This is a genomic window from Thioalkalivibrio sp. ARh3 (assembly GCF_000377265.1).
Taxonomy (GTDB): Bacteria; Pseudomonadota; Gammaproteobacteria; order Ectothiorhodospirales; family Ectothiorhodospiraceae; genus Thioalkalivibrio; species Thioalkalivibrio thiocyanoxidans.
Genome location: NZ_KB897949.1, coordinates 45,561 through 66,790 on the forward strand (window position 1 = coordinate 45,561; position 21,230 = coordinate 66,790).

The 21,230-nt window shown below is 65.3% G+C and carries 20 protein-coding genes; 12 read left to right on the plus strand and 8 right to left on the minus strand.

Annotation, left to right across the window (positions count from 1 at the left end):
* Position 1: 1 nt before the first annotated feature.
* The 7 genes from C995_RS0107160 to C995_RS0107190 are packed head-to-tail and all read right to left on the minus strand — an operon-like array spanning position 2 to position 8,267.
* Entirely contained in the window at positions 2-1,951 is a 1,950-nt protein-coding gene (locus tag C995_RS0107160) for a bifunctional diguanylate cyclase/phosphodiesterase (RefSeq protein WP_018864275.1), read from the minus strand.
* 45 nt (positions 1,952-1,996) lie between these two features.
* Positions 1,997-2,836, minus strand: coding sequence for an HDOD domain-containing protein (locus tag C995_RS0107165; RefSeq protein WP_018864276.1), 840 nt, complete (start codon positions 2,834-2,836; stop codon positions 1,997-1,999).
* Positions 2,833-3,225 (minus strand): hypothetical protein, encoded by a 393-nt coding sequence (locus tag C995_RS0107170; RefSeq protein ID WP_018864277.1) that lies wholly within the window; start codon positions 3,223-3,225, stop codon positions 2,833-2,835. The genes C995_RS0107165 and C995_RS0107170 overlap by 4 nt, the downstream gene beginning before the upstream one ends.
* Positions 3,226-3,240: 15 nt before the next feature.
* Positions 3,241-5,988 carry an aconitate hydratase AcnA gene (gene acnA, locus C995_RS0107175; RefSeq protein WP_018864278.1) on the minus strand — a complete coding sequence of 916 codons (2,748 nt, stop codon included), beginning with the start codon at positions 5,986-5,988 and terminating at the stop codon, positions 3,241-3,243.
* Positions 5,989-6,004: 16 nt separating this feature from the next.
* Positions 6,005-6,634 (minus strand): high frequency lysogenization protein HflD, encoded by a 630-nt coding sequence (hflD, locus tag C995_RS0107180; RefSeq protein ID WP_018864279.1) that lies wholly within the window; start codon positions 6,632-6,634, stop codon positions 6,005-6,007.
* 53 nt (positions 6,635-6,687) lie between these two features.
* Positions 6,688-7,809, minus strand: a complete 1,122-nt coding sequence (gene mnmA, locus C995_RS0107185; protein WP_018864280.1) for a tRNA 2-thiouridine(34) synthase MnmA — start codon at positions 7,807-7,809, stop codon at positions 6,688-6,690.
* Positions 7,806-8,267: an NUDIX hydrolase gene (locus C995_RS0107190; protein ID WP_018864281.1), complete on the minus strand. Its 462-nt coding sequence runs from the start codon at positions 8,265-8,267 to the stop codon at positions 7,806-7,808. The genes mnmA and C995_RS0107190 overlap by 4 nt, the downstream gene beginning before the upstream one ends.
* 125 nt (positions 8,268-8,392) lie before the next feature.
* On the opposite strand from C995_RS0107190, the gene icd reads away from it, so the two are divergent.
* The 3 genes from icd to clpA all read left to right on the plus strand — a co-directional run bounded on the left by icd (position 8,393) and on the right by clpA (position 12,391).
* Positions 8,393-9,649, plus strand: coding sequence for an NADP-dependent isocitrate dehydrogenase (gene icd, locus C995_RS0107195; protein WP_018864282.1), 1,257 nt, complete (start codon positions 8,393-8,395; stop codon positions 9,647-9,649).
* Between the two features lie 142 nt (positions 9,650-9,791).
* The gene (gene clpS, locus C995_RS0107200; RefSeq protein ID WP_018139417.1) at positions 9,792-10,118 is read left to right on the plus strand and encodes an ATP-dependent Clp protease adapter ClpS; all 327 of its coding nucleotides are present in this window, start codon (positions 9,792-9,794) and stop codon (positions 10,116-10,118) included.
* Positions 10,119-10,123: 5 nt separating this feature from the next.
* Positions 10,124-12,391: an ATP-dependent Clp protease ATP-binding subunit ClpA gene (gene clpA / locus C995_RS0107205; RefSeq protein ID WP_018864283.1), complete on the plus strand. Its 2,268-nt coding sequence runs from the start codon at positions 10,124-10,126 to the stop codon at positions 12,389-12,391.
* Positions 12,392-12,510: 119 nt separating this feature from the next.
* Here clpA and infA read toward each other — a convergent pair whose 3' ends face one another.
* Positions 12,511-12,729 (minus strand): translation initiation factor IF-1, encoded by a 219-nt coding sequence (gene infA / locus C995_RS0107210; protein ID WP_012982660.1) that lies wholly within the window; start codon positions 12,727-12,729, stop codon positions 12,511-12,513.
* Between the two features lie 202 nt (positions 12,730-12,931).
* Between infA and fabD the strand changes: the two genes are divergently transcribed.
* From fabD to C995_RS0107255, 9 genes are all read left to right on the plus strand, one after another.
* Positions 12,932-13,876, plus strand: a complete 945-nt coding sequence (fabD, locus tag C995_RS0107215) for an ACP S-malonyltransferase (protein ID WP_081618880.1) — start codon at positions 12,932-12,934, stop codon at positions 13,874-13,876.
* Between the two features lie 46 nt (positions 13,877-13,922).
* Positions 13,923-14,660 carry a 3-oxoacyl-ACP reductase FabG gene (gene fabG, locus C995_RS0107220; protein ID WP_026279001.1) on the plus strand — a complete coding sequence of 246 codons (738 nt, stop codon included), beginning with the start codon at positions 13,923-13,925 and terminating at the stop codon, positions 14,658-14,660.
* Between the two features lie 129 nt (positions 14,661-14,789).
* Positions 14,790-15,029, plus strand: a complete 240-nt coding sequence (gene acpP, locus C995_RS0107225) for an acyl carrier protein (protein WP_012982657.1) — start codon at positions 14,790-14,792, stop codon at positions 15,027-15,029.
* Between the two features lie 128 nt (positions 15,030-15,157).
* A complete protein-coding gene (fabF, locus tag C995_RS0107230) occupies positions 15,158-16,378 on the plus strand; it encodes a beta-ketoacyl-ACP synthase II (protein WP_018864286.1) in 1,221 nt (406 codons plus the stop codon).
* Positions 16,379-16,389: 11 nt separating this feature from the next.
* Positions 16,390-17,721 carry an aminodeoxychorismate synthase component I gene (locus tag C995_RS0107235; RefSeq protein WP_018864287.1) on the plus strand — a complete coding sequence of 444 codons (1,332 nt, stop codon included), beginning with the start codon at positions 16,390-16,392 and terminating at the stop codon, positions 17,719-17,721.
* Positions 17,718-18,527, plus strand: a complete 810-nt coding sequence (pabC, locus tag C995_RS0107240; RefSeq protein WP_018864288.1) for an aminodeoxychorismate lyase — start codon at positions 17,718-17,720, stop codon at positions 18,525-18,527. Before C995_RS0107235 ends, pabC begins: the two co-directional genes overlap by 4 nt.
* Positions 18,514-19,551, plus strand: a complete 1,038-nt coding sequence (gene mltG, locus C995_RS0107245; protein WP_026279002.1) for an endolytic transglycosylase MltG — start codon at positions 18,514-18,516, stop codon at positions 19,549-19,551. Before pabC ends, mltG begins: the two co-directional genes overlap by 14 nt.
* A complete protein-coding gene (gene tmk, locus C995_RS0107250) occupies positions 19,548-20,222 on the plus strand; it encodes a dTMP kinase (protein WP_018864290.1) in 675 nt (224 codons plus the stop codon). The genes mltG and tmk overlap by 4 nt, the downstream gene beginning before the upstream one ends.
* Positions 20,222-21,196: a hypothetical protein gene (locus C995_RS0107255; RefSeq protein ID WP_018864291.1), complete on the plus strand. Its 975-nt coding sequence runs from the start codon at positions 20,222-20,224 to the stop codon at positions 21,194-21,196. Before tmk ends, C995_RS0107255 begins: the two co-directional genes overlap by 1 nt.
* The last annotated feature ends 34 nt before the right edge of the window (positions 21,197-21,230 follow it).

Genomic DNA, 21,230 nt, shown 5'->3' on the forward strand with positions numbered 1-21,230 from the left:
TTTATCCGGCCCGCGGGAGACGCGCCCGGTCCTGCAACAGGGCGTGGAACTCGTTGAATGCCATGGGGTGGGCAAAGAAGTAGCCCTGGGCCTCGTTGCAGCCGAACTCGCGCAGGATCTCGGCCTGGCGTTCAGTTTCAACGCCTTCCGCGATGATGTTCAGGCCCAGCGTATGCGCCATCTGCACGATGGCCTGGACGATCTTCGCATCGCCGTCGCTGCGCTCGAGATCCTGGACGAAGGAACGGTCGATCTTGAGGGTGTCCGCCGGGAGTTTCTTGAGCTGAATCAGCGAAGCATGGCCGGTGCCGAAGTCGTCCACGGCCAGCCGCATGCCGATCTCCCGCAGGCGCTCGAACATGCGGGCGGCACCCTTCGGGTCATCCATGATGGTGGTTTCGGTCAGTTCCAGCTCGATGCACTCGGGGGCAACGTTCGCGGTCTGCAGGATGGCGTGAAAGTCGCCGGCGAGGTCGGGCTGGCGCAGCTGTCGCGCGGAGACGTTGACCGCGATGCGGAAGGCCTGATTCCGGGCCGGAGAGGGCAGGCGCTTCAGATCCCGACAGACCTGGCGGAGCACCCATTCCCCAATCGCCTCGATCAGCGTCATGTCCTCTGCCAACTCGATGAAGTGGCTGGGGGGCAACAGACCGAGTTTCGGATGCTGCCAGCGGATCAGGGCCTCCGCGCCCAGGATGTCACCTGTATGCAGGTCGACTTTCGGCTGGTAGTGCAGGACCAGCTGGTCTTGCTCGATGGCGGTCCCCAGTTCCTTTTCCAGTTCGAAATGGCGGAAGGTGCGGGAATTCAGGTCCTGGGTGTAGAAGCGAAAGCCGTTGCGGCCGCGTTGCTTGGCCTCGTACATGGCGGCATCGGCGTTGCTGAGCAGGACATCGGAGTCTTCCCCGTCGTAGGGAAACACGGCGATTCCGCACGACGCGCTGGTCACCACAGGGTGATCGAAGATCGTGCGTTCTACCGCGGTCGTGCGCACGATGTCGGTCACCAGCCGGACACAGCCCTCCAGGCCCTGCAGATCCTCGACCAGGATGCCGAACTCGTCGCCCCCCAGGCGCGACAGGGTTGCGCGCAACGCGCGCCCCGCGCGGTCACGGCCACGTTCCAGCAGTCTGCCCAGGTCCTGTGCGACCTTGCGGATCAGCTCGTCCCCGGCGCGATGCCCCAGCGAGTCGTTCAGGCGCTTGAAGTTGTCCAGGTCCAGCAGGATCAACGCAATGTGATGATCGGTGCCCCGATGGCGATCAATCGCCTGTGAGAGCCGGTCGCTGAACAGCATCCGGTTGGGCAGGTTGGTCAGGGAGTCGTGCGACTGGTGATGGAGCAGTTCGCGCGACTGGTGTTCGGTAATCCGCTGCAAGGCCTTTTGCCGCCGTTCCATCATCTGGAACAGGTCCGCGCTCTCCAGCGCATAGGCCGTGTTGAACAGCACCATGGTCAGCGTCGAGAGGGTCATCTCGTGGCGCTGGAGGTCGTTCTGGCGAAAACGGGCGGCGAACATGCCGCGAATACGGGTTCGGGTCGAGATGACATGGAGCAGCACGCTCTCGCCCTCGAAGTCTGAAGGCAGGCAGACAGGATGATTCTGGTGCAACGCCCAGGAGAAGGTTCCTTCCCGAATCAGGTCCTCGACCGCATCCGCGAGATCGTATGCATCCTCCCGAGGGTGCTGCTGATAGGCGAGATCAAACGAAGACTCGCCGTCGAGGATGTAGACCGCCATGTCGCGGGCCGGCAGCAGACGTCGGATGGATTCCAGACTGCTCTGGATGATCAGGTCCGGGCTGCGATTGCGGTCGGTGTCGCCAAAAATCGCGGTGGTCGAGGCAAGCACGTCCATCGCGTAGGCGTTTGCCTCCAGCGCTTCCTCGAGGAAGCGGATGCGCTCGTGCAGCGCATTGACCTCGTCAGGCGTCTTGTAGGAAGGGCTCATGCCGGGTCGTCCTTTACCTGCGTCCGTGCGCTCATCCGTCCCTCGTCAGTCCAGCAGGATCGCCTGCATCTGTCCGAGCTGCTTCCGGGCATCGCCGATCACGGCTTCGTAGGTCTCGATCTCAAGGCCGATGCGGTCAAAGGTCTCCGCCTCCACGGGCGGGACGAAGCGTTCGCCTGACGACCCCAGTCGAAAGGCGTTGGCGATGCTGTCGGCTACATGGACGATCGCGGTCTCGACCGGGAAGGCCTGTGCTTCGGTCGGCGCATGGTGGAAACGGGTGGCCTCCACCTGTGCCGGTGACATGCCCCATTGCTCCATCAGCTCCGCGCCAATGGCCGCATGGTCGAAGCCGAGAAACTCCGTCTCCGCCTCGAACAGCAGGATGCGCTCCCGCTCGCGGATGTTGATCAGCTCCTCGGTGCGACTGGACAGATGCAGGAACATCAGCAGGCGCCCGAGGTCGTGCATGATCCCGTAGAGATAAAGCCGTTCGATGTTGGCCTCGCGCCGGAACCGCGCGATTGAACGGCTCAGCACGCCGACGGCGAGGCTGTGACGCCAGAAGGACTCCATGTCCACGCCGATCACCGGAACACCGCGAAAGTGTTCGATCACGACCGTCGACATCACGATCTGCCGCATCTGTTGCAGGCCGATGATGGAGACCGCCCGGTGCAGGGTGTCGATCGGCTCCGGGAAGCCATAGAGCGAGGAGTTGGCCACCTTGAGTGTCTTGGCGGCGATCGTGGGGTCCAGCTCCACGGCCTCGGTGATGGCCGCGACATTGGCTGTCGGGTCGCTGAGGCGCGTAAAGATGGTGTTGTAGCTTCCGGAGAAGCTGCACAGGGCATCGTCCGCGGCGAGAAAATCGTCGACCGTCATGCCTGTTCGCTCCGCCTTCTCGGTGTGTAGCGGCACAGCTCGTCCAGCAGGGCCTGCCGCGCCAGGCGGTAGATGCCGGACATGGGGTGCTCGTCCACCGTGCAGTGCTGAAAGCGCTCGGCAAGGATCTCGTCGGCGCGGGCCTCTATCTCGGGGGTGGGTTCGGCGGCAGGAGGGTCTTCGTTGTCCTGCAGGGCCGACATCGGTGCGTCGTCGGCACCCTCCTCGAGCACCTCGACGGCCGTGATCCCCCAAGACAGCAGTACTCGAATCTGCTTGTCCTGGAGAACCATGCCAGCGGGGATCAGAAGCCGGCCGGAGCGGTCATGGACCGCAGCCGCCAGCGTATGGCCGGACCTCACGTCCTCTATGGGTACCCGCCGCGTCATGCTGTGACCTTAGTCTCATTGTGCTAGTTGGCGCAACACATAGGGCAGGATGCCCCCGTGGCGGTAGTAGTCGATCTCCTGCGGGGTGTCCAGCCGCACACGGACGTTGAAGGTCGTGCGCTCGCCGTCATCGGCCACGGCGGTGACGGTGGCCTCGCGGGCCTCGCCGTTGTTCACGCCGGTGATCGAGAACGTCTCGCGACCGGTCAGACCCAGGCTGGCCGCGTTGTCGCCCGGCAGGAACTGCAGCGGCAGCACACCCATGCCCACCAGGTTGGAGCGGTGGATTCGCTCGAAGCTCTCCACGATCACGGCCTTCACGCCCAGCAGCAGCGTGCCCTTGGCCGCCCAGTCGCGCGAAGAGCCGGTGCCGTACTCCTGTCCGGCGATCACGATCAGGGGCGTGTTTTCCTCCTTGTACTGCATGGCCGCGTCATAGATGGACATCGGCTCGCCATCCGGCAGGTGGACCGTGACGCCGCCCTGGGTGCCGGGGGCCAGCAGGTTGCGCAGGCGCACATTGGCAAAGGTCCCGCGCATCATCACCTCGTGGTTGCCCCTCCGCGAGCCATAGGAGTTGAAGTCCGCGGGCTTCACGCCCTGTTCCTCGAGGTAGCGTCCGGCCGGGCTGTCCTTGGCGATGGAGCCGGCCGGCGAGATGTGGTCGGTGGTCACCGAGTCGCCCAGCAGCGCCAGTACCCGGGCACCATCGATATCGGTTACCGGCTTGGGCGTCATGCCCATCCCCACGAAGTAGGGCGGGTTGCGCACGTAGGTGGAGTCGTCCTGCCACTCGAAGCGGTCCCCAGTGGGGGCCTCGAGATTGCGCCAGCGATCCTCGCCGGTGTACAGGTCGCCGTAGGCGGTGGTAAAGCTCTGGGCATCGACATGCGCCTGGACGGCCTGGTTGACCTCTTCGGTGGTCGGCCAGACGTCCTTCAGGAACACGGGGCTGCCCTGGGCGTCCTCGCCGATGGGGTCGTTGTACAGATCCAGCGTGCTGCGCCCGGCCAGCGCATAGGCCACCACCAGCGGTGGCGAGGCGAGGAAGTTCATCTGCACCTCGGAATGGATCCGCCCCTCGAAGTTGCGGTTGCCGGAGAGCACGGAACTGACGATCAGGTCATCCTTGATGATGGCCTCGCTGATCGGCTCGGGCAGGGGCCCGGAGTTGCCGATGCAGGTCGTGCAGCCATAACCGACCACGTGGAAGCCGAGCGCCTCGAGATCCTCGAGCAGCCCGGCCTTTTGCAGATAGTCGGTCACCACTCTGGAGCCGGGGGCCAGTGATGTCTTCACCCAGGGCTTGACCTGCAGGCCGCGTTCGCGGGCCTTGCGGGCGACCAGGCCGGCCCCCAGCATGACCGACGGGTTCGAGGTGTTGGTGCAGGAGGTGATGGCTGCGATCACGATGTCGCCGTGGTCGAGGGTGAAGCTCTCGCCGTTCATCTCGATGGCCGTGTGATGCGGCTCTTCCGCCTGGTGCTCCACACCGACCGCGGTATGACCACCCTCCGCGGCGAAGCGCTCGGCCTCCTCGGGTTCGTCCGCGCCGCTGTCGCGCTCCTTGAGCATGGTGTCCAGGTGGCGGGTGATCTCGGCTCCGGCCTGGCTCAGGGCGATGCGGTCCTGCGGGCGCTTGGGCCCGGCCAGGCTGGGTTCGACGGTGGACAGGTCGAGCTCCAGCATGTCGGTGTAGCGCGCCACCGGGGCATTGTCGTTGCGCCACAGGCCCTGGGCCCTGGCGTAGGCCTCGATGAACTCGATATGGCCCGCCTCGCGGCCGGTCAGGCGCAGGTACTCCAGGGTCTCGTCGTCGATCGGGAAGATGCCGCAGGTCGCGCCATATTCCGGCGCCATGTTGGCGATGGTCGCGCGGTCGGCCAGCGGCAGATCCGCCAGGCCGTCGCCAAAGAACTCGACGAACTTCCCGACCACACCCTTCTTGCGCAGCATCTCGACGATCACCAGCACGAGGTCGGTCGCGGTCGCGCCTTCGGCCAGACGACCGGTCAGGCGGAAGCCCACGACCTGCGGGATCAGCATGGAGATCGGCTGGCCGAGCATCGCGGCCTCGGCCTCGATGCCGCCGACGCCCCAGCCCAGCACCCCCAGGCCATTGATCATCGTGGTGTGGGAGTCGGTGCCCACCAGGGTGTCGGGGTAGGCGAGGCAGCTGCCATCGGCGCGGTCCTCGACAAACACGGTGCGGGCCAGGTGCTCCAGATTGACCTGGTGCACGATCCCGGTATCCGGCGGCACCACCTTGAAGGTATCGAACGCCTGCTGGCCCCACTTCAGGAAGCTGTAGCGCTCGCGGTTGCGCGAGTATTCCAGCTCTGCGTTCAGGTTCATCGCATTCGCATTGCCGTACTCGTCGACCTGCACCGAGTGGTCGATCACCAGCTCGGCCGGCTGCAGAGGCGTGATCTTCTTGGGATCGCCGCCGAGGGCCTCCATCGCGTCGCGCATCGCCGCCAGATCGACGACCGCGGGCACGCCAGTGAAGTCCTGCAGCAGTACGCGGGCCGGGCGGAAGGCGATCTCCTGCGTGGGCTCGGCCTTCGGATCCCAGTCCAGCAGGGCCTCGATATCGGCGCGCCTGACCGTGCGCTCGTCCTCGAAGCGCATCAGGTTCTCGAGCAGGATCTTCAGCGCGTAGGGCAGGTCCCGGGCGCGCGGGTCATCGGTGATCGGAACGTACCGGCACTCGCGGCCGCCGGCAGAGAGGTTTTCGGTCTTTTTCGGTTCTGCGTGGCTCATGATGCGCTATCCGCTGTCAGGTGTTCAGTCGTTGAAGGATGTGGTCCGCTTGGCGAATCAGTCGTTTGCGGCCCAGAAGGAGTTTCCAGCGAGATCCACCCGCCTGGCGCCAGAGCACGGCGGCACGGATGCCGGCCAGCAGCAGGGCGCGAACGCGCGCGGCGATCTCGGGATTGGAAAGATGATTCTGTTCGCCCTGGACGACGATACGCGGACCCAGCTCGGAGATGGTCTCCTTGTAGATCTCGGCCAGGCGCGCGATCACGCTCTCGTGCGTGATGGTGAAATAGTCCACCTGCCGTTGGGCACCCTGCAGCCCGTCGCCCAGTTTCTGCAGCATGTCCGGGCGTTTTTGCAGCTTGCGTTCCAGAAAGATCAGGCCCACCGCGTAGCGGGTGATCTCCATATCCGGTGGTTTGCCGCCATTTTGCAGCTGGCTGTGCACCCGCTCCAGGCCCGGGCGCAGGCTGCTGGCGCCGCGGTAGACATCCTCGGGCGTCTCCGCGTCGAACGCGAACAGGCTGCCGATCAGGATCTCGAATTCGTATTCGTCGCAGCTGCCGCGCCAGGCCAGGTCCTTGACCAGGCTGGCGCATTGGAAGAGGGCGGCCAGCGCCAACGTGCGGTTGTGGTCGTTACGGTCCAAGCCGGAGGGCTCCCGGAACAGGCGTGAGTGGGTGGCTGCGTAAAACGCGCCTACTATACCGGAACCGAGGCTTCTGACTCACTGGCCAGTGTGCGGCGGCTGGCAATCACGGCCCCGCCCAGACAGACGTCACCGTCATAAAAAACCGCCGACTGGCCGGGTGTGGCCGCACGCTGAGGGGTCTCGAAGCGAACACGTAGCCGACCCCCATCCATGGATTCCAGCCGGCAGGTTTGCAAGGGCTGGCGATGACGCAGGCGCAGCATCAACGGCTGTCCCGGCTCAGGCGGCCGGTGAATCCAGTGCGCGGTCTCCGTCTCGACCGCGGGACTCATCAGCAGCGGATGCTGCGGGTCCTGCGCGACGACAAGCCGATTGCCCCCCAGATCCTTGTCCACGACATACCAGGGGGCCTCGGGAAACCCGTCGATCCCGCCGATGCCGAGCCCCTGGCGCTGGCCCAGGGTGTAGAACATCAGGCCCTGGTGGTGCCCCACGACCCGACCTTCCGGCGTGCACATCTCGCCCTCCGGCGCGCGCAGGTACTGCGCCAGGAAGTCGCGGAAGCGGCGTTCACCGATAAAGCAGATGCCGGTGGAGTCCTTGCGGGCATGGTTGGGCAGCCCCAGCTCGCGGGCGCGCTCGCGCACCCTTTCCTTGGGGATGTCGCCGAGCGGGAACAGCGCGGGGCGCAGCTGCTCCTGCGTCAGGGTGTGCAGGAAATAGGTCTGATCCTTGTTGGCATCCGCGGCCATGCACAGCTCGCTGTGGTCGGGGCGGTGGCGCACACGGGCGTAGTGGCCGGTCGCGATCCATTGCGCGCCCAGTTGGCGGGCGTGATCCAGGAATGAACGGAACTTGATCTCGCGGTTGCACAGGATGTCCGGATTCGGCGTCCGGCCGGCCTCGTATTCGTGCAGGAAGTGGCGGAACACCCGCTGGCGATAGTCCTCGGCGAAGTTCGCCTTGTGCAGGGGGATCTCGAGACAGTCCGCGACCTCGCGGGCCATCTCGTAGTCGGCCTCGGCCGCGCAGTATTCCGCGTCGTCGTCATCCTCCCAGTTCTTCATGAACAGGCCTTCCACGCGATAGCCGGCCTCCAGCAGGCGGCTGGCCGCCACGGCCGAATCCACCCCGCCCGACAGGCCCACGATCACCCGCTCGGGACCGCTCACGGCCCCTCCGCATGAACCAGTGAGCCGGCCGCGGCGAGCGGAAGGCGTACGCCATCGTGATAACGGCGGATGGTGCGCAGGACCAGCGGGCTGCGCAGCGGCCAGCCGCGACGCGCCTCGTCCGGTGTCAGCCAGTGGAGCGCATGGATGGCGGGATCGCGGGCCGGCGGGTGGCTCGGTTCGCTCGCCGTGCCGCAGAATGCGACGCGCAGCGTCACCGCGCCATTGGCGAGCGCGAGCAGGTCGCAGCCAAGCAGGGCCTCCGGCTGGAAGTCCAGACAGGTCTCCTCGCGGACCTCGCGGATCACCGCTTCCACCAGGTCCTCCTCGGCATCGAGATGGCCGGCCGGCTGGTTCAGTACATGGCGTCCGTCATCGGTCTCCTCGACGAACAGGAAGCGCCCGTCCCGCTCGATGACGGCGGCGACGGTGATATGGCAGGGCAGGCGTTCGGTCATGCCGCGAATGATAACGCAGCGGCCCGTCTTGCTGGCGTTCTCGAGACCACGTTCCCCTCGGCGGGGGCGGATGGGTATGTATAATCCGGGAGAACGATTTCAATTCTTGCGCACAAGGAGTTTGCATGGCCTACCAGCACATTCAGGTCCCGGAAAAGGGCGAACGCATCACCGTCGACGAGCAGGGCAAGCTGGTGGTGCCAGAACGCCCGATCATCCCCTTTATCGAGGGAGACGGGATCGGTGTGGACATCACGCCGGTGATGCGCCGGGTGACCGATGCGGCCGTGGAAAAGGCCTACGGTGGCCAGAAGGCGATCGAATGGATGGAGGTCTACGCGGGCGAGAAGGCCACGCAGGTCTACGACGACGACTCCGGGCTGCCGGATGAGACCCTGCAGGCGGTCAAGGACTACAGCGTGTCCATCAAGGGCCCGCTGACCACGCCGGTGGGGGGTGGTTTTCGCTCCCTGAATGTCGCGCTGCGCCAGAAGCTGGACCTGTTCGTCTGCCTGCGCCCGGTGCGCTACTACGACGGCACCCCGAGCCCGCTGAAGGAGCCGGAAAAGACCGACATGGTGATCTTCCGCGAGAACTCGGAGGACATCTACGCCGGCATCGAGTTCGAATCCGGCACGCCGGAGGTGAAGAAGGTCATCGACTTCCTGCAGAACGAAATGGGCGTAACCCAGATCCGCTTCCCGGATACCGCCGGCATCGGCGTGAAGCCGGTCTCCAGCGAGGGCACCAAGCGCCTGGTGCGCAAGGCGATCGAGTACGCGATCGACAACGATCGCCCCTCCGTGACGCTGGTGCACAAGGGCAACATCATGAAATTCACCGAGGGCTCCTTCAAGGCCTGGGGCTACGAGCTGGCGCGCGAGGAGTTCGGTGCGAAGGACCTGGACGGCGGCCCGTGGCAGACGTTCAAGAACCCGAAGACCGGCCGCGACATCGTGATCAAGGACGTGATCGCGGATGCCTTCCTGCAGCAGATCCTGCTGCGCCCGGAGGACTACTCGGTGATCGCCACGCTGAATCTCAACGGCGACTACATCTCCGATGCGCTGGCCGCCCAGGTCGGGGGCATCGGGATCGCGCCCGGCGCCAACCTGTCGGATACCACGGCGATGTTCGAGGCGACCCACGGGACCGCCCCGAAATATGCCGGTCAGGACAAGGTCAACCCGGGCTCGCTGATCCTGTCGGCCGAGATGATGCTGCGCCACCTCGGCTGGTCCGAGGCCGCCGATCTGGTGGTGAAGGGCATGGGCGGCGCGATCAGTGCCGGCGAGGTGACCTATGACTTCGCCCGCTTGATGGACAACGTCGAGCCGGTGAGCTGCTCGGCCTTTGGCGAGGCCCTGATCAAGCACATGTAGTGACTCAGGGTGCGGGCACTTGGCCCGGGCCCGGAACCGAACGACCATGAACATAGCCTAAGGACACAGGGAGACATTGGATCAGTGTTTCCCTGGATGGCCGAACTGGCTTGACCAACCGCTGAAAGCGTGAGTTCGACCGATGAGTGAGAAAAAGCCCCAGATCCCCGATCATGACAGCAATACCGCCGTCGAAGAATCGAGGCCGGAGCTCAAGCCACCGCGGCAGTACAAGGTGGTGTTGCTCAACGACGACTTCACGCCCATGGAGTTCGTGGTCGAGGTGCTGGAGACCTTCTTCAGTATGGATCGCGAAAAGGCCACCCAGGTGATGCTGCACGTGCACACGCGCGGCAAGGGAGTATGCGGCATCTATACCCGGGATGTGGCCGAGACGAAGGTGGCACAGGTGAACGATTACGCCCGTAGCCACCAGCATCCACTGCTTTGCTCGATGGAGGAGGTCTGACTCCCATGCTCGACAAGGAACTCGAATTCAGCCTGAACATGGTCTTCAAGGAAGCGCGGGAGAAGCGCCACGAGTTCGTGACCGTGGAGCACCTCCTGATGGCGCTCGCGCAGAACCCCAGCGCCGCGACGGTGTTGCGCGCCTGTGGCGGTGATCTCGACCGCATCCGCGACGAGCTCGAGGCCTATATCGACGAGAACACGCCGCGCATCCCTCCGAACGATTCACGCGAGACGCAGCCGACCCTGGGGTTCCAGCGGGTCCTGCAAAGGGCGGTGTTTCACGTGCAGTCCAGCGGCCGCAAGGAGGTCTCCGGGGCGAACGTGCTGGTCGCGCTGTTCGGCGAACAGGACAGCCAGGCCCTTTACGTACTCGGCCAGCAGAACATCAGCCGCCTGGACGTGGTGAATTTCATCTCCCATGGCATCTCCAAGGTCGGAGAAGATGAACTGGGGGGGCAGCAGAACCCGAACGAACCACAGCCGGAGCCGGTCGAGGGCGAGCGCGAGGAAAAGACAAACGCTCTGCAGCTGTACGCGACCAATCTCAACGCGAAGGCGAGCAAGGACGAGATCGACCCGCTAATTGGGCGCGACCACGAGATCGAACGCACCATCCAGATCCTCTGTCGTCGGCGCAAGAACAACCCGCTTCTGGTGGGCGAGGCCGGTGTCGGCAAGACCGCCATTGCCGAGGGTCTGGCGCGGCGTATCGTCGACGAGCAGGTGCCCGAGGCAATCGAGTCCGCGACCGTCTACGCGCTCGATCTGGGCGCGCTGGTGGCCGGCACCAAGTACCGCGGGGATTTCGAGAAGCGCCTGAAGGGTGTGCTGGCGCAGCTGAAGAAGGAACCCGGCGCGGTGCTGTTCATCGACGAGATCCACACCATCATCGGTGCGGGCGCCGCCTCCGGCGGGGTAATGGACGCTTCCAACCTGATCAAGCCGATGCTCGCCTCGGGCGAGCTCAAGTGCATCGGCTCGACCACCTATCAGGAATATCGCGGGATCTTCGAGAAGGACCGCGCCCTGGCCCGTCGCTTCCAGAAGATCGAGGTGCCGGAGCCGACCGTGGACGAGACCGAGCAGATCCTGCGGGGGCTGAAATCGCGCTTCGAGGCACACCACAATGTCCGCTTCACGCGCCCGGCGCTGCGCGCCGCAGCGGAACTGGCGGATCGCTACATCACCGACCGGTTCCTGCCGGACAAGGCGATTGACCTGATCGACGAAGCAGGTGCCAGCCGGCAGCTGCTGCCGATGAGTCAGCGCAAGAAGACCATTGGCGTGCAGGATATCGAGACGATCGTGGCCAAGATCGCGCGCATCCCGCCGAAATCGGTCTCCAGCTCCGACAAGGAGACGCTGCGCAACCTCGAACGCAACCTGAAGATGACCGTCTTCGGCCAGGACGAGGCGATCGGGACGCTCGCGACCTCGATCAAGATGGCGCGTTCCGGCCTGGGCGACATGGACAAGCCGATTGGTTCGTTCCTGTTCGCCGGCCCGACCGGGGTCGGCAAGACCGAGGTTACGCGTCAGCTGGCACAACAGCTGGGGATTCATCTGGCGCGCTTCGACATGTCCGAGTACATGGAGCGCCACACGGTCTCGCGCCTGATCGGCGCGCCGCCCGGCTATGTCGGCTACGACGAGGGCGGGCTGCTGACCGATGCGATCCTGAAGCATCCGCACTCGGTGCTGCTGCTGGACGAGATCGAGAAGGCCCACCCGGATGTCTTCAATGTGCTGCTGCAGGTGATGGACCACGGCACCCTGACGGACGCCAATGGCCGCGAGGTGGACTTCCGCAACGTGATCCTGGTGATGACGACGAACGCCGGGGCGGAGCAGGCCAGCCGCCCGTCCGTGGGCTTTACCCAGCAGGATCACTCAAGCGATTCGATGGAGGCGATCAAGCGGACCTTCACGCCGGAGTTCCGCAACCGCCTGGATGCCACCATCCAGTTCGGTCCGCTGGACGAGGCGACTATCCTGAATGTCGTGGACAAGTTCCTGACGCAGCTGCAGGCCCAGCTGGACGAGAAGAAGGTGCACCTGACGGTGGAGCCGGACGCCCGTGCCTGGCTGGCCGAGCATGGCTACGACGTCAAGATGGGCGCACGCCCGATGGCACGCACGCTGCAGGAGCATATCAAGAAGCCGCTGGCCGACGAGTTGCTCTTCGGGCGTCTGGCGCAGGGCGGAGAGGTCGTGGTCCGGGTGGCCGAGTCCGGGCTGGAGCTCGATATACGCGAGCCGGCCGTCTCCTGAGGGAGCCACTGGGCCGAATCCTGGCCTGCAGAAACCACGAAGCCCCGGTCCGGCCGGGGCTTCGTCATTTAGGGGTAGGCCATGCTCTTTCGAGTGGGCCCGCAACCCCTGGGGCGGGACTACTTGTTACGGTAGACGATACGGCCCTTGGTCAGGTCGTAAGGGGTCATCTGCACGATCACCTTGTCGCCACGCAGGATGCGGATGTAGTGCTTGCGCATCTTGCCGGAGATGTGGGCGGTGATGGTGTGCCCGTTTTCGAGCTCTACCCGGAACGTGGTATTCGGCAGGGTCTCCACCACCGTTCCTTCCAGCTCGATTTCGTCTTCCTTCGCCATGCAGGTCCTCGCGTATTGAATTCGGTGGCGACATTATCCGGATGCTACGCGCGAACACAAGTCAACACGGGGTTTTCGGCGCGATGTTGGCGGTTGCGGATCGCCGAGTGATCCACGTTCGCCGAGGATTAGAGGCTGTTTGCCGACGTTGCGTCTAGGGCCTACACTACGCCCGCTTTTCTACGCGCGAGACGATTGGCGAATGACCACTAAATGGGCCGCAGTCTTTCCGGGGCAGGGTTCCCAGTCCACCGGCATGCTCACCGATCTGGGCGACGACCACGCGGTCGTACGCGATACCTTTCAGGAGGCGTCGGATTGCCTGGGTGCGGATCTGTGGAGCCTGTGTCAGCACGGTCCAGTCGAACAACTGAACCAGACCGAATGGACACAGCCGGTCATGCTGGCTGCCGGGGTGGCCACGTGGCGCTTGTTGGCACAGCAGACCGATGTACGCCCCGCTGGGGTCGCGGGTCACAGCCTTGGCGAGTACAGCGCGCTGGTGGCGGCCGGGGCGCTGCGATTCCCGGATGCCGTACGTCTGGTGGCCGAGCGCGCCCGTGCCATGCAGGCCGCAGTACCCGAGGGCGAGGGCGCAATGGCCGCGATCCTTGGTCTCGACGACGCCGCAGTCGAGCAGCTTTGTGCGGACAACGCCGAGGGGCAGGTCCTTGAGGCCGTTAACCTGAATGCACCCGGGCAGGTGGTGATCGCGGGTGCGGCCGCGGCGGTCGATCGAGCGGTTGGTGCCGCCAAGGACGCCGGGGCAAAGCGCGCGCTCAAGCTGCCCGTGTCCGTTCCGTCGCACTGTGCGCTGATGCGTCCGGCTGCCGAGCGCCTGCAGTCGGCACTCGATGCAGCCACCTTTGCGACTCCGGAAATCCCCGTTTGGCAGAACGTGACTGCGGCGCCGGCCGAGACGGCCGAGGCAATCAAGGCGAATCTGGCCGCGCAGCTCTATCGGCCGGTACGCTGGGTGGAGACCATCCAGGGGCTTCGCGCGCAGGGTGTCGAGGTACAGGTGGAATGTGGCCCCGGGCGCGTGCTCACGGGGCTGGCCAAACGGATTGACAGGGGCCTGGAGCTGTTCGACGTGGCCGACCGTGAAAGCCTGGATGCCACCGTCGGCCGACTGAAGGCTGGTTGACGCTCTACACTCGATTCCGAGCACGTCCAAAAACAAAAGGCGAATGATGTCCGATAACAAACGAGTGGCCCTGGTGACCGGGGCCAGCCGCGGCATTGGCGCGGCCATTGCCCGCCGTCTGGCGGAACAGGGCCTGCAGGTCGTCGGGACCGCGACCAGCGAATCCGGTGCCCAGCGCATCAGCGAGGCGCTGTCCGAATGGAACGGGCGGGGTATCGCCATGGATGTAACCGACGCGGATTCGGTTGCGGCCGGCCTCGCCAGCGTCCAGGAGCAGGAAGGGGCGGTGGAGGTGCTGGTGAACAACGCCGGCATCACGCGCGACAACCTGTTCATGCGGATGAAGGACGAGGAGTGGGATGCCATCATCAACACGAACCTGTCCGCCGCCGCTCGCCTGACACAGCGCCTGCTGAAGGGCATGATGAAGCTGCGCCGCGGCCGCATCATACTGGTGGGCTCGGTGGTGGGGTCCACCGGCAATGCCGGTCAGACCAACTACGCGGCCGCCAAGGCGGGGTTAGCGGGGTTCGCGCGCTCGCTGGCGCGCGAGGTGGGCAGCCGCAACATCACGGTCAATACCGTCGCCCCGGGCTTCATTGATACCGACATGACCCGCGAACTCGGGGACGAGACCAAGGAACACCTGCTGGGCCAGATCCCGCTGGGGCGCCTGGGCGACCCGGAGGAGATCGCGGCGGCGGTGGGCTTCCTCGCATCCGAGGAGGCCGGCTACATCACCGGCGAAACGCTGCATGTGAACGGCGGGATGTTCATGCACTGATCAACCCGCGGGGCCTGGGGTCCAGCGCAGCCCAAGAGGCTCGCGTCTCCCTGGATCGCGGCCGGGCTTTTCTCTAGAATGGCGAACCTTCAAACGAAGCCGCCTCAATTGGAAGGGGATTTCTGAACCATGAGTAGCATTGAAGAACGCGTCAAGAAGATCGTTGTCGAGCAGCTGGGTGTCAAGGAAGAAGACGTCACCAACAGTGCCGCCTTTGTCGACGACCTGGGTGCCGACTCGCTCGACACCGTGGAGCTGGTGATGGCGCTCGAAGAGGAATTCGAGACGGAAATCCCGGACGAGCAGGCGGAAAAGATCACCACCGTGCAGCAGGCGATCGACTATATCAACGAGCACATGAAGGACTGATTGGGCGCCCCTGGGCGCTCGAACAGGACACGGACGGGCCTCTCTGCGAGCAGAGTGGCCCTTCGTCGTTTCGTTGAGCGCTTATTTCAGTCTTTCCAAGGAGAACATCATTGGCTAAGCGACGTGTCGTGATTACCGGGCTGGGCATTGTGTCCCCGGTCGGCTCTACCATCGACAAGGCCTGGTCCAACATCAAGGCCGGCAAGAGCGGCATTTCACCGATCGACGTGTTCGATGCATCGGAGATGCCGGTCAAGATTTCCGGGGCCGTGCGGGACTTCGAAGCCAATGAGTATGTCCCGCCCAAAGACCAGAAAAAGATGGACACGTTTGTCCTCTACGGGCTCGCGGCCGGGATTCAGGCCCTGGACGATTCCGGTCTCGAGGTGACCGAGGAGAATGCGGACCGTATTGGTGTCGCGATCGGTTCCGGGATCGGTGGCCTGCCGTATATCGAACGCTCTTACGCCGCGTACCTCAAGGGTGGCGCGCGCAAGATCTCGCCGTTTTTTGTCCCCAGCGCGATCATCAATATGGTCGCGGGAAATCTCTCCATCATGCGCAACCTGCGCGGTCCGAATATCTCGATTGTGTCGGCCTGTGCGACGGCTACGCACAACATCGGCGATGCCGCCCGCATGATTGCCTACGGCGATGCCGACGCGATGGTGGCCGGTGGGGCCGAGATGGCGACGACGCCGCTCGGCATCGGCGGGTTTGCGGCCGCGCGTGCACTGTCGACCCGTAACGATGACCCGGAACGCGCCTCGCGTCCCTGGGATCAGGATCGCGACGGCTTTGTGCTGAGTGACGGGGCCGGCGTGATGATGCTCGAGGAGTACGAGCATGCGAAGGCCCGAGGCGCCAACATCTACTGCGAGGTAGCCGGCTTTGCCTGGAACGCCGATGCGCATCACATGACCCAGCCCTCGCAGGATGGGGCGGGAGCCGCTCGATGCATGCTTCGTGCCCTGAACGACGCGGGCGTTAATCCGGAGGAAGTCGGATACATCAACGCCCACGGCACCTCGACGCCGGCCGGCGACGTGGCCGAGACACAGGGGCTCAAGAAAGCCTTTGGCGATCACGCCTACAAGCTGCTGGTGAACTCCACGAAGTCCATGACTGGACATCTGCTGGGTGCAGCCGGTGGCATCGAGGGCGTGTTCACGGCGCTGGCGCTACGCGATCAGGTTTCCCCCCCGACGATCAACCTCGACCAGCCGGGTGAGGGTTGTGATCTGGATTACGTGCCCAACGAGGCGCGCGAGATGAATACGAAGGTGGGTCTGTCGAACTCCTTCGGGTTTGGGGGCACCAACGGGACTCTGGTGTTCCGCAGCCTCTAGTCCGCCAGCATATGGCAGTCGAGCGGCTGGGGCGCGGGATCGATCTGGCGCCCCTGGCCCGGCGCTTTCCGGAGCGCTATCCACACCTGCTCGAGTCGGCCCTGATCGGTCAGGCGCCGGCTCGTTATTCCATCCTGTTTGCCTTTCCGGGCATCACGCTGGATGCCCGAGGCGATGACGCTCTGTGGTCCGTGCTCGACCAGGACCTGAGCGATGCAAGGGCCGACTCGGAAGTCGAGCCCGGTTATGACCACCTCCCGTTTCTCGGGGGCTGGTTTCTCTATCTGGGCTATGAATGGGCCTGGCAGCTGGAACCCGCGCTGGGCGCCTGCCGCTCGGACCCCTGGCTGCCCCCCGCCCGGGTCACCCGGTTTCCCGCCGCGATCATTGTGGATCATCACGACGACCAGACCTTCCTGGTGAGTGAGGAGGGCGCAGACCCAATCGCCTCCATGCGCGCTGACGTCGAGGCGTGCCGGGAGGAGAGTCTGGGAGCAGGGGCCTTGCCGGCGCTCGCGATCGACGAGGAAGAGCCGGAACGTTATCGCGCGGCGGTGCGGCAAGGGCTGGAGTACATTCGCGCGGGCGATACCTTTCAGGTGAATCTGTCGCGCGAATGGAGGGCGTCCAGCCGGGAGGCACTCGACGGGGGTGCGCTGTATGCGCGCCTTAGGAACGCGAATGCGGCGCCCTTTGCCGCCTGGCTGCAGTTTCCCGAGGGGCAGGTGATCAGTTCGTCGCCCGAGCGCCTGGTGTCGGTGGAAGGGGGTGAGGTTGAGACCCGGCCGATCGCGGGTACCCGCCGGCGCGATGATAACGCGGAAAAAGATTCAAGTCTTTTTAGCGAGTTACGGGGAAACCTTAAGGAGCGTTCCGAGCATGTAATGTTGGTGGACCTTGAGCGCAACGACGTCGGCCGGGTGGCCTCTGCCGGGAGCGTGCGGGTTGCCGAACTGATGACCGTCGAGAGCTACCGACGCGTCCATCACATTGTGTCGAGTATCGTGGGGCGATTGAAGCCGGAGACGCGTGCGGGCGATGTGCTGCGAGCCGTGTTCCCTGGCGGGACGATCACCGGGTGTCCGAAGATACGCAGCATGCAGATCATCCAGGAGCTGGAGGCCGGCGCACCCCGCGGGGCGTACACTGGGTCCTGCGGCTACGTGAGCCGGCATGGGCGCATGGACACGAACATCCTCATCCGCACCCTGGTGGTGCGCGGCAACGAACTGCGCTTTCGGGCGGGGGCGGGCATCGTGGCGGACTCGGATCCCGATCGCGAGCTGGCCGAGACCCGCCACAAGGCGCATGGGCTGCTGGATGCGCTTGGGGGCCGGGCGTGATCCTGGTCAACGGCATCGAGGCCCACGTCCCGGGCGACGACCGCGGCGTTTTGCTGGGTGATGGCTTGTTCGAGACGGTGATGATGGATTCCGGCCGCCCCCGGCTGTGGCCTTATCATGTCGCTCGGCTGGAACGGGGGCTGGAACGACTCGGATTCCCGCCCGTGGATGATTCGCGCCTGCGTGAGGAACTACAGCGAGTCGCGCCAGAGGGGCGTTGCATGGCTCGCGTTACGCTGACGCGAGGGCAGGGGCCCCGTGGTTACTTGCCGCCCGACCACGTCACCATGACCCGGATTGTCGCCGGTGGCCCCGCGCTGGCTCAGTCCATGGGGGTGGAACCGAAGCCGTTGCGTATGGGCTGGTCGCCGGTGTCGATGGCGATTCAGCCAGCGCTCGCGGGCCTGAAACATACGAGTCGCCTCGAACAGGTCGTGATCCGGCAAAGCTGGGAAGCCGGATGGGACGAAGCCATTGTCTGCGATACCCAGGGGCGTCTGGTCAGCGCGACGCAAGGCAACCTCTGGTGGCGCCAGGGGACGGACCTGTTCACGCCTCCAGTGGACGAGGCGGGGATCGCGGGTACGCGCAGGGCGTGGATATTCGACCATGCAACGGCCCACGGTTTCACCGTCCAGGAGCAGCGCGCGACCCCCGAGGCCTTGCAGCGGGTCGACGGCCTTTATGTCAGCAATGCGCGCCTGGGATTACACCCAGGCCGCCTGATCGAAACGGACATGCCTGATACGGCATGGCAGGATGACCCGGTTCGGGTTCTGAGTATGGCGCTGCATGAAGCGGATTAGTGGTCTGATAACCGGGGTCTTGCTGATCGGCCTGCTGGCGGGAGGCTGGTGGTTCGGGGATCGCTATCACCAGGATCTCAACCAGCCGCTGGCGCTGGATCAGACGGAACGGTTCCAGCTCGAGCGGGGCCAGGGGCTGCGTCAGGTGAGCAAGGAATTCGAACGCCGCGGCTGGGTCGAGCAAGCCTGGATGGTCGAACTGTACGGGCGCCGCCAGGGCCTGGCACCGCGACTGCAGGCAGGCGAGTACGCGGTGGATGCCGGTGCGACCCCGCGCAGCCTGCTGCACGCCATGGCACGCGGAGAGGTCGTGCAGCACCGGCTGACGGTTCCGGAGGGCTGGACCATCGCGCAGGCCCTGCGCGCCTTGCGCCAGCACCCCGAGATCGAGGGGCCGTCGGAATCCGTCGGGGTGGAGAACCTGCTGGAGGCGCTGGGGCTCGAAGAACTGGAGCATCCCGAGGGCTGGTTCTTGCCGGACACCTACTTCTTCGGGTCCGGGACCGATGCCCTGGAGGTGCTGCGGCGCGCATACCGCGCAATGGATGCCACGCTGCACTCCGCCTGGGAGTCACGCACCGAGGACCACCCGGTGGAGTCACCGTACGAACTCCTGATCCTGGCCTCGATCATCGAGCGCGAGACCGGGCGCGGCGAGGAGCGTGACCGGGTCGCGGGCGTGTTCGTCAATCGGCTGCGCCGAGGGATGCTGCTGCAGACCGATCCCACGCTGCTCTATGTGCAGGAGCCTGGCGTGCAGCGGCTGACCCGTGCGGAGCTGCAGCGCGACCATCCCTATAACACCTATACCCGTACCGGGCTGCCACCCACGCCGATCGCACTGCCGGGACGAGCAGCGATCGAGGCGGCTGCGCGGCCGGCCGAGACAGACGATCTGTTCTTCGTTTCCCGCGGCGACGGCACACATCACTTCTCGGAGACCTATCGCGAGCATCGCCAGGCCGTGATTCGCTATCAGCTCGGCGGTGATGGGTCCCGCTACGGCATCCGGAACCGCCGATGACCGCCGACGCATCCACCGAACACGTGTCCAGTGGCGCCCGCTTCGTAGTCCTGGAAGGCATCGAGGGCTCGGGAAAGTCCACACAGCTCGCTACTGTGGTGGAGACCCTGCGGGCAAGGGGGGTCGAGCCCGAATGCACCCGCGAACCGGGTGGCACGGCACTGGGCGAGCGACTACGGGGTCTATTGCTCGATCCCGACCTTCCCGGTATGTGCCCCGAGGCGGAGCTGCTGTTGATGTTCGCCGCCCGTGCACAGCACCTCGCCTCGGTGATACGGCCGGCACTCGCGGCGGGCCGCTGGGTCGTCAGTGACCGCTTCACCGATGCGAGCTTTGCCTATCAGGGTGCGGGGCGAGGGCTGGGCACGGAGCGCGTGGCCCGACTGGAAGACTGGGTGCAGGGCGATCTGCGCCCCGACCTGGTCCTATTGCTGGATATCGATCCGGCCACCGGGCTGGAACGGGCGGTGCAGCGGGGTCGCCGAGACCGCATCGAGCGGGAGGCCCTGGAATTCTTTGCACGGGTGCGCGAGGCCTACCTGGAGCGTGCCCGCGCGCACCCGGATCGCTACCGTGTCATTGATGGACATGCCACTCCCGAGCAGGTGGCCGACTCGGTCCGTCGGGCACTGGATGAATGGCAGACCCATACCATGGCTCGGGGAAGCTGATGTCGACGCAACCACCCTGGCTGGACCCCATACGGCAGCGCCTCGTGCGGCGCGGGCGGGACGGCAGGCTGCCCAGCGGGATTCTGGTCAATGGAAGCCCCGGGGTGGGCAAGGCCCTGCTGACGACGAGCGTCGTCCAGAGCCTGCTGTGCCAGCGTGTGGACGGCGACGAGCCCGCCTGTGGCGAGTGCAATGCCTGTCGCAGCCTGGAGGGCGGTGTGCACCCGGAGGTACGTCTGCTGGAGCCGGCCGAGCCCGGCAAGGACATCCTGGTCGATGCCGTGCGTGACGCCACGGAGTTTCTGACCCTCAGTGGCTCGGGCGGGGCGCTGCGGGCGCTGATCATCCGTCCGGCCGATGCGCTCAACGTGAACGCGGCCAATGCGCTGCTCAAGACCCTGGAGGAACCACCCGCCGGGGCCGTGGTGTTCCTCGAGTCCGCGCGTCCGGCCAGTCTGCCGGCTACCATTCGCAGCCGCTGCCAGCAAACGGATATTGCCAGCCCCACCCTGGGCGAAGTGCACGAGTGGCTCGCCTCGGAAAGCGATCAGCCTGAACGGGTCGCGGAGGCCTATGCCGCCAGCCTCGGGCGTCCGCTTCTGGCGCGGGAGATCCTGACGGATGCCGCGGCCCTGGAAGCCTGGGAAGCCGATCGTCAGATCCTGACCGCGGTGCTGAATGCGACCGATCTGCATTCCACCGCCGCCGTGCTGCAGCGCAGCGTGCCCGAGCGCCTGATCCCGCGCCTCCAGGCCCTGCTGCTGTCGGCGCAGCGCCTTTTGCTGGTGGGGCAACTGGATGCCTTTGGCGAGCAGTTCCCGCGCGATCAGTTACTCAACTTTGCACGGACGCGAGGTGCACGTCGCCTCGCGTGGCTGGTGCAGCAGTCACTCGAATGGCAGCGCCAGAATGGTGCCAACCTGAATCCTGCGCTGCGCAGCGAGGCCATCGCACTGGCGCTGGGCAGGCGCTGATCGGATTGCGCATTCGCGCTCGCGGTGCTGTTGC

Bases quoted from the DNA above. Each gene is read 5' to 3' on its own strand.
- C995_RS0107255 (WP_018864291.1), top strand. From the start codon at position 20,222: ATGTCGACGCAACCACCCTGGCTGGACCCCATACGGCAGCGCCTCGTG.
- C995_RS0107190 (WP_018864281.1), bottom strand. From the start codon at position 8,267: ATGACCGAACGCCTGCCCTGCCATATCACCGTCGCCGCCGTCATCGAG.
- icd (WP_018864282.1), top strand. From the start codon at position 8,393: ATGGCCTACCAGCACATTCAGGTCCCGGAAAAGGGCGAACGCATCACC.
- fabG (WP_026279001.1), top strand. From the start codon at position 13,923: ATGTCCGATAACAAACGAGTGGCCCTGGTGACCGGGGCCAGCCGCGGC.
- acpP (WP_012982657.1), top strand. From the start codon at position 14,790: ATGAGTAGCATTGAAGAACGCGTCAAGAAGATCGTTGTCGAGCAGCTG.
- C995_RS0107165 (WP_018864276.1), bottom strand. From the start codon at position 2,836: ATGACGGTCGACGATTTTCTCGCCGCGGACGATGCCCTGTGCAGCTTC.
- C995_RS0107160 (WP_018864275.1), bottom strand. From the start codon at position 1,951: ATGAGCCCTTCCTACAAGACGCCTGACGAGGTCAATGCGCTGCACGAG.
- acnA (WP_018864278.1), bottom strand. From the start codon at position 5,988: ATGAGCCACGCAGAACCGAAAAAGACCGAAAACCTCTCTGCCGGCGGC.
- fabD (WP_081618880.1), top strand. From the start codon at position 12,932: ATGACCACTAAATGGGCCGCAGTCTTTCCGGGGCAGGGTTCCCAGTCC.
- C995_RS0107170 (WP_018864277.1), bottom strand. From the start codon at position 3,225: ATGACGCGGCGGGTACCCATAGAGGACGTGAGGTCCGGCCATACGCTG.
- clpA (WP_018864283.1), top strand. From the start codon at position 10,124: ATGCTCGACAAGGAACTCGAATTCAGCCTGAACATGGTCTTCAAGGAA.
- mltG (WP_026279002.1), top strand. From the start codon at position 18,514: ATGAAGCGGATTAGTGGTCTGATAACCGGGGTCTTGCTGATCGGCCTG.
- C995_RS0107235 (WP_018864287.1), top strand. From the start codon at position 16,390: ATGGCAGTCGAGCGGCTGGGGCGCGGGATCGATCTGGCGCCCCTGGCC.
- clpS (WP_018139417.1), top strand. From the start codon at position 9,792: ATGAGTGAGAAAAAGCCCCAGATCCCCGATCATGACAGCAATACCGCC.
- tmk (WP_018864290.1), top strand. From the start codon at position 19,548: ATGACCGCCGACGCATCCACCGAACACGTGTCCAGTGGCGCCCGCTTC.
- infA (WP_012982660.1), bottom strand. From the start codon at position 12,729: ATGGCGAAGGAAGACGAAATCGAGCTGGAAGGAACGGTGGTGGAGACC.